Origin of the sequence: Gallibacterium salpingitidis (assembly GCF_001678495.1) — a bacterium.
Classification (GTDB): Bacteria; Pseudomonadota; Gammaproteobacteria; order Enterobacterales; family Pasteurellaceae; genus Gallibacterium; species Gallibacterium salpingitidis.
In genome coordinates, this window is the sequence record NZ_JTJL01000012.1 from 24627 (window position 1) to 36910 (window position 12284).

The 12284-nt window shown below is 38.8% G+C and carries 14 protein-coding genes; 5 read left to right on the plus strand and 9 right to left on the minus strand.

Annotation, left to right across the window (positions count from 1 at the left end):
• Nucleotides 1-2: 2 nt before the first annotated feature.
• The gene (locus tag QS62_RS03050) at nucleotides 3-1310 is read right to left on the minus strand and encodes an acetyl-CoA C-acyltransferase (protein WP_066105717.1); all 1308 of its coding nucleotides are present in this window, start codon (nucleotides 1308-1310) and stop codon (nucleotides 3-5) included.
• A gap of 144 nt (nucleotides 1311-1454) precedes the next feature.
• Here QS62_RS03050 and smpB point away from each other — a divergent pair, with 144 nt between their 5' ends.
• Nucleotides 1455-1934, plus strand: coding sequence for an SsrA-binding protein SmpB (gene smpB / locus QS62_RS03055; RefSeq protein ID WP_066105721.1), 480 nt, complete (start codon nucleotides 1455-1457; stop codon nucleotides 1932-1934).
• Between the two features lie 45 nt (nucleotides 1935-1979).
• On the opposite strand, the gene trxA is transcribed toward smpB, so the two are convergent.
• Complete coding sequence (gene trxA, locus QS62_RS03060) at nucleotides 1980-2306, minus strand: thioredoxin (RefSeq protein ID WP_066105725.1); 327 nt, start codon at nucleotides 2304-2306, stop codon at nucleotides 1980-1982.
• Between the two features lie 118 nt (nucleotides 2307-2424).
• Nucleotides 2425-3411, minus strand: a complete 987-nt coding sequence (locus tag QS62_RS03065; protein WP_066105728.1) for a 2-hydroxyacid dehydrogenase — start codon at nucleotides 3409-3411, stop codon at nucleotides 2425-2427.
• Nucleotides 3412-3634: 223 nt separating this feature from the next.
• On the opposite strand from QS62_RS03065, the gene aroQ reads away from it, so the two are divergent.
• The 4 genes from aroQ (at nucleotide 3635) to QS62_RS03085 (ending at nucleotide 6559) form a co-directional block, all read left to right on the plus strand.
• A complete protein-coding gene (aroQ, locus tag QS62_RS03070; protein ID WP_066105732.1) occupies nucleotides 3635-4087 on the plus strand; it encodes a type II 3-dehydroquinate dehydratase in 453 nt (150 codons plus the stop codon).
• Between the two features lie 61 nt (nucleotides 4088-4148).
• Entirely contained in the window at nucleotides 4149-4616 is a 468-nt protein-coding gene (gene accB, locus QS62_RS03075) for an acetyl-CoA carboxylase biotin carboxyl carrier protein (protein WP_066105734.1), read from the plus strand.
• 96 nt (nucleotides 4617-4712) lie between these two features.
• Nucleotides 4713-6059, plus strand: coding sequence for an acetyl-CoA carboxylase biotin carboxylase subunit (gene accC / locus QS62_RS03080; protein WP_066105736.1), 1347 nt, complete (start codon nucleotides 4713-4715; stop codon nucleotides 6057-6059).
• Nucleotides 6060-6082: 23 nt separating this feature from the next.
• Complete coding sequence (locus QS62_RS03085) at nucleotides 6083-6559, plus strand: hypothetical protein (RefSeq protein ID WP_066105739.1); 477 nt, start codon at nucleotides 6083-6085, stop codon at nucleotides 6557-6559.
• A 135-nt stretch (nucleotides 6560-6694) separates the two neighbouring features.
• Here the strand turns inward: QS62_RS03085 and QS62_RS03090 are convergent, their stop codons facing one another.
• From QS62_RS03090 to hpaD, 6 genes are read right to left on the minus strand one after another with little or no spacing between them, the layout of a single operon-like run.
• The gene (locus tag QS62_RS03090) at nucleotides 6695-8140 is read right to left on the minus strand and encodes an NAD-dependent succinate-semialdehyde dehydrogenase (protein WP_269147575.1); all 1446 of its coding nucleotides are present in this window, start codon (nucleotides 8138-8140) and stop codon (nucleotides 6695-6697) included.
• Between the two features lie 23 nt (nucleotides 8141-8163).
• Nucleotides 8164-8973, minus strand: a complete 810-nt coding sequence (gene hpaI / locus QS62_RS03095; RefSeq protein WP_066105745.1) for a 4-hydroxy-2-oxoheptanedioate aldolase — start codon at nucleotides 8971-8973, stop codon at nucleotides 8164-8166.
• Nucleotides 8974-8985: 12 nt separating this feature from the next.
• Nucleotides 8986-9789, minus strand: a complete 804-nt coding sequence (gene hpaH / locus QS62_RS03100; RefSeq protein WP_066105748.1) for a 2-oxo-hept-4-ene-1,7-dioate hydratase — start codon at nucleotides 9787-9789, stop codon at nucleotides 8986-8988.
• A 15-nt stretch (nucleotides 9790-9804) separates the two neighbouring features.
• On the minus strand, nucleotides 9805-11016 hold the full coding sequence (locus QS62_RS03105; RefSeq protein WP_066105751.1) for a Bcr/CflA family multidrug efflux MFS transporter: 1212 nt from the start codon (nucleotides 11014-11016) through the stop codon (nucleotides 9805-9807).
• A gap of 21 nt (nucleotides 11017-11037) precedes the next feature.
• The gene (locus QS62_RS03110) at nucleotides 11038-11421 is read right to left on the minus strand and encodes a 5-carboxymethyl-2-hydroxymuconate Delta-isomerase (RefSeq protein WP_066105754.1); all 384 of its coding nucleotides are present in this window, start codon (nucleotides 11419-11421) and stop codon (nucleotides 11038-11040) included.
• Nucleotides 11422-11430: 9 nt separating this feature from the next.
• The gene (gene hpaD / locus QS62_RS03115; RefSeq protein ID WP_066105757.1) at nucleotides 11431-12279 is read right to left on the minus strand and encodes a 3,4-dihydroxyphenylacetate 2,3-dioxygenase; all 849 of its coding nucleotides are present in this window, start codon (nucleotides 12277-12279) and stop codon (nucleotides 11431-11433) included.
• Nucleotides 12280-12284: the final 5 nt, after the last annotated feature.

Below are 12284 nucleotides of genomic sequence, written 5' to 3' on the forward strand. Positions count from 1 at the left end.
CATTATTCACTCTCCAAAATCATTGCGCCGCCAATTCCGCCTAAACCACCAGAGGCGATTAATGAAGTGCCACCACCACGTTGTTTTAACGCGTATAAAGATTGAATGATTAAACGTAAGCTACTTACCGCACGTGGGTTACCATAAGCAATAGAACCACCTAATACATTAAATTTATTCATATCAACAGAACCTATTGCTGTGGTTCGATTAAGATGTTGGCGCGCAAAGGTATCGGATTCGAGGAGTTTTAAATTAGCTAATATCTGTGCGGATGAGGTTTCGTGAAAATCAATTAAATCAAGATCATTTAAACGCATATTGGCATTATCAAGCACTTTAGCGACTGAATGAGTAACTCCAACAAACATATTTTTCCACACATCATTAGCGGTCATAGTGTAGTGACGAATGTAACCTAAAATATTTAAGCCTTCTGCTTTAGCGGTATGTTCATTCATTAATAAGACTGCGGCAGCACCATCACAAGAGTGAGAAGTATTCCAGTCGGTAGCAGTGCCATAGCTTTTACCATTAAATGGTTTAAATTTTTGATAAAATTCAGGTTTCAGATTTTTCTCAATTTGGTTGTCAGAAACGACGAATTTTTCATAAGGTGGTGGAAATGACACCATAACTTGTTGACGTAAAACACCACTTTGCCATGCTTGATGTGCTAAACGATGCGAGCGCGCTGCATACTCATCTAATTCTTGACGGCTTAAATGAAAATCTTGCGCCATTTGTTCAGATACATCAGAGAGAGATAACTGGGTTAAAGGATCTTTTAAATTAACAGCTTGTAATTTCAAATCCTGCCAACTAATTTGACGAAATAAACGGTATTTTTCCTCGTAACTTTTTGCCGCTAAAATTTCTCTGACAAGTTGAATTAAATGGGAATTTAATCGAATTGGTGCATTAGATAATGAATCAGCACCGCCAGCTAAAGCATAATGTGTATTTTCCATTAAAATACTATTGCTTAGATTCACTAGAACTTGTAATCCGGTTGGGCAAGAGCTGCTTACCGTATAAGATTGCGCATATGGCATATTTAGCAACAATGAAATTTCACGTGAAATATTTGGAATATCAGGATCTTGGATAACTTGACCAAATACCACTTGTTCGATTTTTTGTTTTGGAATTGCTAAACGGCTAAGTAGTTCATTAGCAACCATAGCACCGAGATCTTTCGCTTTAGCGTCTTTAAACAGCGTGTTTTGTTTGATGAAAGGAGTACGCAGACCATCAACAACGGCAACGCGCGCACCTTTAGATGTAGTTAAAATCGCTTGTTCAGACATAACGTCCTCATCTTTTTAAAATAATATTGCCAAATTGTAGCGCATTCTATACTAGAGCGCGATAACTGGGAATAGGGACGCTTTTCTTTGTTTTTCTAAAAGTGATTGGGTAGAATAGCCAACAAAATTGACAGGATTTAAAAAATGACCAAGAAAAAGATTACGAAAAAAGATAATACCATTGCATTAAATAAGCGTGCTAGACACGATTATTTTATTGAAGAAGAAATTGAAGCAGGATTGGCTTTGCAAGGTTGGGAAGTAAAATCATTACGTGCAGGTAAAGCAAATATTGGCGATAGTTATGTGATTTTCCAACGAGGTGAAGCGTTTTTATTTGGTGCAAATATTACTCCATTAAATGTTGCATCTTCACATGTTGTATGTGATCCAACACGCACAAGAAAATTATTACTAAGTAAAAAGGAAATTGATTCTCTATTTGGGAAATCAAATCGTGATGGTTATACCATTGTCGCTTTATCACTTTATTGGAAGAGTGCTTGGGCAAAGGTGAAAATTGGTATTGCTAAAGGTAAAAAACAACACGATAAACGAGAAGATATTAAAGAAAGAGAGTGGAAATTAACGAAAGATCGCATTATGAAGAATGCGGGAAGGTAGAATTAAAAATCCCTAATTTTTGTTAATTAGGGATTTTTTATATGATTAGATAGCGTTATTGATAAAATCTGCAAGTTTTTGTTTTGGTACTGCGCCCACTTGAGTTGCTACTGGTTGGCCATCTTTAAAAAGAATTAAAGTTGGAATACTACGAACACCAAATTGTGCCGGAGTTTGTTGGTTTTCATCGATATTAATTTTTACGATTTTTACTCTATCACCAAATTCTTCTGCAAGATCGTCTAAAATTGGTGCGATCATTTTACAAGGTCCGCACCATGGTGCCCAAAGATCCACTAATACTGGTACATCAGATTTTAAAACATCCGCTTCAAAGTTAGCGTCGCTTGAGTAAACGATTTTATCACTCATAATTTAATCCTTTTAGTTAAACAATAAATGCCATGATGATTTTTTCATCAATGTTAAAAATGTTGCAATAGTATAACACTATTCTATGAAAAAACATGAATTCCATTGATAGCTAAAACTAAAGTAAATTTGCACAAGGTTGTTGGTGTTCAATTTGTGCAATATTGTTTAATGTTACTTCAGAAATACTGGTTAATGCTTCCTCAGTTAAAAATGCTTGGTGCCCTGTGAGTAAAACGTTATGACAAGAAGATAAACGACGGAAAACATCATCAAGGATCACTTCATTTGATTTATCTTCAAAGAATAGGTCGCGTTCATTTTCATAAACGTCCATACCTAAAGAACCAATTTTTCTTGATTTTAATGCTTCGATAGCAGCTTTAGTGTCAATCAAAGTGCCGCGACTGGTATTAATGATCATCACACCATCACGCATTTTATTGAAAGCATCAGCATTTAATAAATGGTAATTTTCTGCAGTAGCTGGGCAGTGTAAGGTGATTACGTGAGAATGAGCGTATAGTTCATCCAACGAAACATAGGTTGCTCCTAATTCTTCAGCAGCAGGATTTTTAAAAGGATCGTAACAAAGGATATGCATACCAAAACCCTTTAAAATACGCATTACAGCTAAGCCGATTTTCCCTGTACCAATAACACCAACAGTACGGCCATGCATATTAAAACCAATTAATCCTTCTAGTGAAAAGTTAGCTTCACGAGTACGTTGATAAGCACGATGAATACGGCGATTTAGCGTTAGCATTAAACCAACAGTATGTTCAGCCACTGCTTCAGGAGAATAGGCTGGAACACGTACAACATTGATGCCTAGTTCTTTAGCAGCAGCAAGATCAACATTGTTAAATCCTGCACAGCGTAAAGCAACAGTTTTGATACCGAGTTGCGCAAGTTGTGTTAAAACTTCACGATCTGCACTATCATTGACGAAAATACAGACTGCCTGACAGCCCTCAGCCATTTTGGCTGTACGTTTGCTAAGCATAAAATCAAAGAACTCTAGATCAAATCCATATTTCACATTAACGAGTTCGAGATATTTTCGGTCATAACTTTTTGTACTATAAACTGCAATTTTCATGGTAATACTCCTTAATTGAGGAAAATATCTTAACGCTTATTGATTGATAAGTGTTACTAGGAAATGCAGAAAAAATTTGAAAAAAGATAAAATGCACTTGTTGGGAAAATAGACTATTTCGAGTAAATTTAAGATAATTTGAGTGGTACGAGCAGATAAATGCTGTGATTTTCGATAAAATCATTATAATGTTACATTTCATTTAGAGAATGAAGAGGAAGCTATGTCATTTCATATTTTGCTGTTAAATGGACCAAATTTAAATATGTTGGGAAAAAGAGAACCTAAACATTATGGTAAGCAAACGTTACAAGATATTGAAAACGATATGCTGAAAATGGCGGCGCAATATGATGTTGAGTTGACTTGTTTCCAAGCAAATAGCGAAGAAAAACTTATTAATAAAATCCATGAAAGCTTAGGCAAAGTGGATTTTATTTTGATTAACCCTGCAGCGTTTACCCATACAAGTGTAGCGTTGCGAGATGCTCTATTATCAGTTGAAATTCCCTTTGTGGAAATTCATCTTTCAAATATTCATCGTCGAGAACCTTTCCGTCACCATTCATACTTAAGTGATGTTGCTGTTGGTGTGATTTGTGGCTTAGGTGCGGCGGGATATCAATATGCGTTACAGTTTGCCGTTGCGCATTTGCAACAGCAACAAGCAAATTAATCATTGCCACAGATTTTTAGTGGTTTGTCGATTAAACAATTAACTTATAACGGATCAAACTATGGATATTCGTAAAATAAAAAAACTCATCGAATTGGTTGAAGAATCAGGCATTATGGAAATTGAAATTTCCGAAGGTGAAGAGTCTGTGCGTATTAGTCGTGGCAATGTTGTTGCGGCACCTGTTGCACCACAACAAATTGTCCTACCTCAAGCTGCTGCGCCAGCACCTGTTGCTGCAGCAGATACTAGTGCAAAACCAGCACCAGCAGAAACAGCGGCTAATGCCGTTTCTGGCCACGTTATTCGTTCACCAATGGTGGGAACCTTCTATCGTAGCCCAAGCCCAGAAGCAGCACCATTTATTGAAGTGGGTAAAACCGTTAAAGTTGGCGATACCCTTTGCATTGTAGAAGCAATGAAAATGATGAATCGTATTGAATCTGATAAAGCAGGTGTGGTAAAAGCGATTTTAGTCAATGATGGTGACGCGGTTGAGTTTGACGAACAATTAATCGTGATCGAATAAACTCGGTAAATATACAGCGCAGCGGTTGCTTGATGTAGTTTCTCACTAAGCGAATTTTAAGTTGCGTTGTTAATCTTTAAGTCATGGATACAAGTTATGTTAGAAAAAGTGGTTATTGCTAACCGTGGAGAAATAGCATTACGTATTTTAAGAGCGTGTAAAGAGCTAAATATCGCAACGGTAGCAGTTCATTCGACCGCAGATCGTATGTTAAAGCACGTATTGCTTGCTGATGAAACGGTATGTATCGGTCCAGCACCTTCAGCAAAAAGTTATTTAAATATTCCGGCGATTATTGCTGCTGCAGAAGTGACAGGTGCAGATGCTATTCACCCAGGATATGGTTTTTTATCTGAAAATGCTGATTTCGCGGAGCAAGTTGAGCGTTCAGGTTTTATTTTTATTGGGCCGACTGCGGATGTTATTCGCTTAATGGGTGATAAAGTGTCTGCGATTGAAGCAATGAAAAAAGCTGGTGTTCCTTGTGTGCCAGGTTCAGATGGTCCATTAGGTCGTGATATTAATAAAAATAAAGAGATTGCAAAACGTATCGGTTATCCAATCATTATTAAAGCTTCTGGCGGCGGCGGCGGACGCGGTATGCGTGTGGTTCGTCAAGAAAGTGCTTTAGAAGAAGCTATTGCAATGACAAAAGCGGAAGCGAAAGCAGCATTTAACAACGATATGGTATATATGGAAAAATATTTAGAGAATCCACGCCATATCGAAGTGCAAGTATTAGCGGATACACATGGCAATGCGATTTATTTGGCGGAACGTGATTGTTCAATGCAGCGTCGTCACCAAAAAGTGGTGGAAGAAGCGCCAGCACCAGGTATCACTGAAGAAATGCGCCGTCATATTGGCGAACGTTGTGCCAATGCGTGTAAAGAGATTGGTTATCGTGGCGCAGGTACATTTGAGTTCTTATATGAAAATGGCGAGTTCTTTTTCATTGAAATGAATACTCGTATTCAAGTAGAGCATCCTGTGACCGAGATGATTACTGGTGTTGATCTAGTGAAAGAGCAATTACGCATTGCTGCCGGTTTGCCTTTATCATTTAAACAAGAAGATATTAAAGTACGTGGTCATGCGATTGAGTGCCGTATCAATGCAGAAGATCCAACAACTTTCTTACCGTCACCAGGTAAAATCGAGCACTTACATTCACCAGGTGGTTTTGGTATTCGTTGGGATTCACATATTTATGGTGGTTATACTGTACCACCTAACTATGATTCTATGATCGGTAAATTGATCAGTTATGGTGAAGATCGTCAAGTAGCTATTCGCAGAATGCAGAATGCGTTAAGTGAAACTATTATTGAAGGTATTAAGACCAATATTCCACTGCATGAATCAATTTTATCTGATAAGAATTTCCAAAAAGGTGGTACCAATATCCACTATTTGGAGAAAAAACTCGGTTTAAGAGATTAAGATAGCAAATTAAGGAGAGCCTTATGCCAGCACAATCTAAAGATACCATCCAACCTAAAGATACGATAAGTTTCCTTATCATCGGTAATGTACTGTCGGCGCTGGCAGGGCTTGCGCTCGTAGCTATTTTGGTCTACTACATCGTGTATGGGTTCATTGATCCACATATTGCTCGCCCTTGGTCTCGTGATCTTCTCTACGTAGTCGGTGGTGGCTTGGTTTGTACTGTGATTGTGAGCTTGATAGGTAGCAGCATCAAAAAAGCGAATTATTATCCGATCGCAGGGTCAGGACAAGCCTCACATACAGGCGATATACTGGCGGGTACTTCCACAATTTTCATTAGTGGCGTGGTGATAGCATTTATTATTATGTCTGTGGAAGATTCTCTGAGCTTGTCTTGGTTTATGTATGGTCTCATAGTTCTATTTGCTATTACAACATTTCTTTACTATCTCGTGGTGGTGATTACATTCTTAGAAATCAAGAAAATCAGATAAAATCGTATAAGGTGATAAAGGTAAGTGAAAAATCGGAACATCTAATGCAGATTTAGCTTTCAGAGAAAAAGAAGCTTGGTTTTCAGGAAATTTTGATACAAGAAAATGCCAGTAGTGATACTGGCATTTTTGTTGCTAGATTTTCATACAGAGATATTTCATTTCCATAAACTCTTCCATACCATAACGGGAACCTTCACGACCAAGTCCAGATTGTTTTACCCCGCCGAATGGTGCAACTTCAGTAGAAATAATACCTTCATTAATGCCGACCATACCATATTCTAAGGCTTCACTTACGCGCCAAATACGGCTCATATTTGGTGTATAAATATATGATGCCAAACCAAATTCGGTATCGTTTGCCATTTGAATTGCTTCTTCTTCGCTATCAAAACAGAATATTGGTGCTAATGGGGCAAAAGTTTCCTCTTTTGCCACTTTCATTGCTTGTGTCACATTAGTCAAAATAGTCGGTTCAAAGAAAGTACCGCCTAAAGCGTGTAATTTACCGCCACAAACTTTAGTTGCTCCTTTGGCTAAAGCATCGGCAATATGATCTTCAATTTTTTTCACTGCATTTTGATTGATGAGTGGGCCAATTTCGACAGCTTGTTCAAACGCAGAACCGACCTTCATTTGTTGTACGCGCGCTAAGAATTTTTCTACGAAAGCATCATAAATACCACGTTGTACATAAATACGATTAGTACAGACACAAGTTTGTCCTGCATTTCTAAATTTAGAGGCAATGATACCTTCAATCGCATTATCTAAGTCAGCATCATCAAATACGATTGATGGCGCGTTACCACCTAATTCTAATGCGACTTTTTTCACTGTAGAAGCACATTGCTCCATTAAAATCTTGCCGACGCGAGTTGAACCAGTAAAGGTTAATTTACTGACGATTGGATTCTGGCTTAATACTTTACCAATGCCAATTGCATCAGTTCCTGTCACCACATTAAAGACACCAGCAGGAACGCCTGCTTGTTCAGCTAAAACAGCTAATGCTAATGCGGATAATGGCGTTTCTGGTGCAGGTTTTAATACCATTGTACAGCCACTTGCTAGTGCTGGGGCGGCTTTACGTGTAATCATGGCATTAGGGAAATTCCATGGTGTAATTGCAGACACCACCCCGATAGGTTGTTTGATTACCACAATACGACGATTGGTTTTATCTTGTGGAATCACATCACCGTAAGCACGTTTCGCCTCTTCAGCAAACCACTCTAAAAAGCTAGCGCCATAAGCAATTTCACCACGACTTTCTGCTAATGGTTTCCCTTGTTCAAGGCTTAATAGTTGTGCTAACTCTTCTTGATTTGCCATTACTAATTCAAACCAGCGACGTAAAATTAGCCCTCTTTCTTTACCGGTTTTTGCAGCCCAGGCTTTTTGTGCCTGTTGCGCCGCTTGTAATGCTTGTTCGGTTTCATTAATGCCAAGATCACTGACTTGGCAAAGTACTTCTCCCGTTGCCGGATTTTGTACATCAAAGACTTTGCCTGACTCAGCTGCAACGAAACGTCCGTTGATATAGCCTTGAGTACGCAACAGAGAAAATTTTGCAATATCCATACTATCTTCCTTAGTGATTAATACACACTATTTTGGTTAGCGCTCATCGTAGTGGTATTTTGTTTAAAACTATTTGCTAGTTTTACTAATTCACGCATTAGAATTGAGGTATCGACACCAACAGCAACAAATAAACAACCTAAATCTAAATAATGTTGTGCCATTTTTGCGTCCGCATATAAGATACCCGGTGCTTTACCTGCTTGACGAATAATTTGAATTGATTCCTCAATTTTTTGTTGTACTTCAGGATGTGCTGGATTACCAAGATGACCTAGCGAAGCACTTAAATCTGCTGGCCCAATAAAAATACCATCTACCCCATCCACTTTAACGATTTCAGATAGATTTTGTAAGCCTTTTTGCGTTTCAATTTGCAATAATAAACAGATTTCTTGATCTGCCTGATGTAAATAGTTAGTTACGTTATTCCAGCGTGAAGCTCTGGCTAATGCGCTACCTACACCACGAATCCCTTTAGGCGGATAGCGTACTGCACGTACGAATTCTTCTGCTTGTTCGACTGTTTCCACCATTGGAATCAGTAATGTTTGTGCACCAATATCTAATAATTGTTTAATAATAACCGGATTACCAATTGGTGGGCGCACAATAGCAGAAGAATCAGGATAGCCGCTGACTACTTGTAATTGGTGTAATAAGGTTTGAATATCATTTGGCGCATGTTCGCCATCTAATAATAACCAATCGAATCCCGCATTTGCGGCAATTTCGCAAGCATAACCATTTGCCATACCAATCCAAAGCCCAATTTGTGCTTGCTGTTGTTTAATAGCAGCTTTAAAACGATTTTCAGGGAGTTTCATCTGTATTACTCCTTAAACGAATTGCATAGAGATACTGCCAAGTTCATGGTAATCAACATGGAAAGTATCACCTTTTCTTGCAGGAACAGGGCGAGTAAATGAACCGCCAAGAATAATTTGTCCAGCTTTCAAACCAACACCATGCGGTGCTAATTTATTAGCAAGCCAAGCGACGCCTTTTAAAGGATTATTTAAAACCGCGGCAGATACGCCTGACTCTTCAACAATACCATTGCGATATAACACTGCGGATACACGACGTAAATCAACATCCATTGGCTTAATCGCACGTCCACCTAATACAACGCCAGCATTAGCAGCATTATCAGAAATAGTATCAAAGACACGACGTGGCACTTTGGTGTGACGATCGAAAGATTCGATACGTGCGTCAATAATTTCTAGCGCTGGAATCACATAATCGGTGGCATCTAGGACATCAAAAATAGTACAGTTTGGACCTTGTAAATCACGTTTTAAGATAAATGCTAATTCCACTTCAACACGAGGAACAATAAAGCGTGACATTGGAATTTCACCATTTTCTTCAAAAAACATATCGTCTAATAAGGCGCCGTAGTCAGGTTCATCAATTTGAGAACTATTTTGCATTGCTTTGGATGTTAAACCGATTTTGTGACCTTTTAATACACGCCCCTCAGCGATTTTCATTGCCACCCACTCTTTTTGGATTGCATAAGCATCTTCGATAGTAATGCCGGGATACTTTAATGAAAACTGTTCAATTTGAGTGCCACTTTTTTCTGCTTCATTTAATGCAGTTGCTGCTTGTCGAATGATGTCTGGAGTTAGCATAATTCACCTCAATTTTTATGATCTTTGTTGGTTGTTTGGTAAGAACGCTGCCAATAGGAAGCCAATGACAGCACAGCAAGAACAGACACAAAGTACCGTCAGCATAGTTTGTGGTGTTCCTTGGAAGAAATATGACAATGTGGCACTAGCAAATAATCCTCCAGCAAATTGCATAGAAGTGGCTAATGCCATTGCGGTACCGGCACGTTCACGATGTAATTGTAATAACTGTGCCATAATGTTCGGGGCGATTGCGCCGGTAAGGGCAATAAAGAGAAATAACGGCAGCATAATGGCGATAAGGCTATCAGGATCAGCGAGGAAAAAGCCTAAGCCGGCAATAGCGACTAAACATACTTCTGCACGTAATAAAGTAGGTAATGGATATTTTTTAGCGAATTTGTTGTTTAATACGGTGCAGAGAATAATGCCGATAACATTGACACCGAAGAAGTAGCCATACTGCTGTGGTGAGAAATGGAAATAATCAATATAAACAAAAGGGGTACCGGCGACATAAGTAAATAATCCACCAAACATTGCCGATAGACAGAAGATATAGCCAACAGTGGTGGTATCACGTAATACAATACAATATGGATGGAAAATAGTATTAAAACGTAAAGGTAAATCGGTATTGACGTGATGAGTTTCTTCTAAACGAAAATAAATAATTGCCCAACAAACACAGCCTAATATCGCGAGTAAAGTAAAATTAGCTCGCCAGTCAAAAAGGAATAGCAACCATCCACCAATCATTGGCGCTAATAAAGGCGCTAACATAGTAATTAATTGCATCATAGATAAGATGCTGACAGTTCGTTGTGGTGGAAAGCGATCGCGGACAATGGCTCGCCCTAAAACAGGGGCAGCGCCGCCGCCAAAGGCTTGTAAAAAGCGAAAAATCAAAAGTTGTTCAATGTTGGTAGCAAAGGCACAAGCAATACTAGCAAGGACATATAAAGACATACCAACAATTAAGATAAAACGTCTGCCATAGCGATCGGATAATGGTCCATATAGCAGCATACCGGCACAAAAACCGGTTAAAAATGTACTCACCGTAAATTGCACACTGGCAATATCAGTTTGCAATGATTGCGCAATATTCGGGAAAGTAGGTAAATACATATCAATGGAGAGCGGGCCAAAACCAACCAAACTACCCAAAAAGATAATTAACGCAATTTCTGATAATGGTTTGACTGGTGTACGAGGGTTTGGCATACACTCTCCTAATAAAGTTAGTTATTTTTTAAAGCGATGATGAACATTATTTTTCTTGAAATTTAAGGTTTCACTTAATTCACTAATTTCAAATGACAAGGCGAAATAACGTTTCTCAAAAAGCGGTTGGAAAAAATCGGTCAGAATGCCAAAAAGGGTTTCTCCCACTTTTTTCAGTTCCGCTTGATCTCTGCCTGCACCAATTTTTAAGGTGATATGGACAAACGCATCATCTTCTTTACCGTCTGCCATACGATAAACATCTACCCAATGTACGCGACTGCGAATACCGCCTAACGGGAAAATCCCTGTTCCGGCAAGGTATTTATGCACTTTTGGAAATAACGCAGCAAAATCAACATCACCTTTCAGATTGTCGGTAGCTTCTACAATAAAATGCGGCATATTAGCTCCTTAATTTAATGGGAAAATAGCGTTGATTTGCCCAGTACCAGAACTTGGGAATAGATCTGTTAAGACTTCAACACCTTTATCGTATTTATCCCAACCGAGCATACCCAATAACATTACGGTATCGTGCATATTGCCTTCGCCACGACAAAATTCAGCATATTCTGGCAACATAGCGCAGAAATCTTTGAAGTTGCCTCTTTTCCACATATCGACAACATGCAGATCGATTTGATGTTCAAATTCGCGGGTATAACTATTCATTCCCTCTGTGGCGCGATGATCAGGAATAAAGTAGTGAGATAAAGATCCGCTCGCTAATACTGCTACGGTACCATCATAAGCCTCAATCGCTTGTAATACTGCTTCGCCTAATTTGCGACTATCGGCAAAATCATGAGAGGTACAAAATGCCGAAATAGATACTACTTTGAAATGTTTGTCACCATTCATATAGCGCATTGGTACGAGCGTGCCATATTCTAATTTTAGACTTGGAATTTCGTGTGCTTGTGCACGTACACCTTTTTTCACAGCAAACTCGGCAATTAAACGCCCCAATTCAGGATTACCGTCATAATCAAAAGTAATATCTTTAATAAAATGTGGTAATTCATTACTGGTATAAACACCTTGGAAGTGATCGCAGCAATTGATATGGTAAGCGCTGTTTACTAGCCAGTGTGTATCGAACACAATAATGGTATCGACCCCTAGTTCACGACAGCGACGACTAATTTCTTTGTGCCCTTGAATAGCGCTTTCACGACAGCCATGATTTTTCCCTGGTAATTCAGAGAGATACATGGACGGTACATGCGTAATTTTGGCAGCTAAGGCTAATTTTCCCATAATGT

Bases quoted from the DNA above. Each gene is read 5' to 3' on its own strand.
- QS62_RS03050 (WP_066105717.1), bottom strand. From the start codon at position 1,310: ATGTCTGAACAAGCGATTTTAACTACATCTAAAGGTGCGCGCGTTGCC.
- smpB (WP_066105721.1), top strand. From the start codon at position 1,455: ATGACCAAGAAAAAGATTACGAAAAAAGATAATACCATTGCATTAAAT.
- trxA (WP_066105725.1), bottom strand. From the start codon at position 2,306: ATGAGTGATAAAATCGTTTACTCAAGCGACGCTAACTTTGAAGCGGAT.
- QS62_RS03065 (WP_066105728.1), bottom strand. From the start codon at position 3,411: ATGAAAATTGCAGTTTATAGTACAAAAAGTTATGACCGAAAATATCTC.
- aroQ (WP_066105732.1), top strand. From the start codon at position 3,635: ATGTCATTTCATATTTTGCTGTTAAATGGACCAAATTTAAATATGTTG.
- accB (WP_066105734.1), top strand. From the start codon at position 4,149: ATGGATATTCGTAAAATAAAAAAACTCATCGAATTGGTTGAAGAATCA.
- accC (WP_066105736.1), top strand. From the start codon at position 4,713: ATGTTAGAAAAAGTGGTTATTGCTAACCGTGGAGAAATAGCATTACGT.
- QS62_RS03085 (WP_066105739.1), top strand. From the start codon at position 6,083: ATGCCAGCACAATCTAAAGATACCATCCAACCTAAAGATACGATAAGT.
- hpaI (WP_066105745.1), bottom strand. From the start codon at position 8,973: ATGAAACTCCCTGAAAATCGTTTTAAAGCTGCTATTAAACAACAGCAA.
- hpaH (WP_066105748.1), bottom strand. From the start codon at position 9,789: ATGCTAACTCCAGACATCATTCGACAAGCAGCAACTGCATTAAATGAA.
- QS62_RS03105 (WP_066105751.1), bottom strand. From the start codon at position 11,016: ATGCCAAACCCTCGTACACCAGTCAAACCATTATCAGAAATTGCGTTA.
- QS62_RS03110 (WP_066105754.1), bottom strand. From the start codon at position 11,421: ATGCCGCATTTTATTGTAGAAGCTACCGACAATCTGAAAGGTGATGTT.
- hpaD (WP_066105757.1), bottom strand. From the start codon at position 12,279: ATGGGAAAATTAGCCTTAGCTGCCAAAATTACGCATGTACCGTCCATG.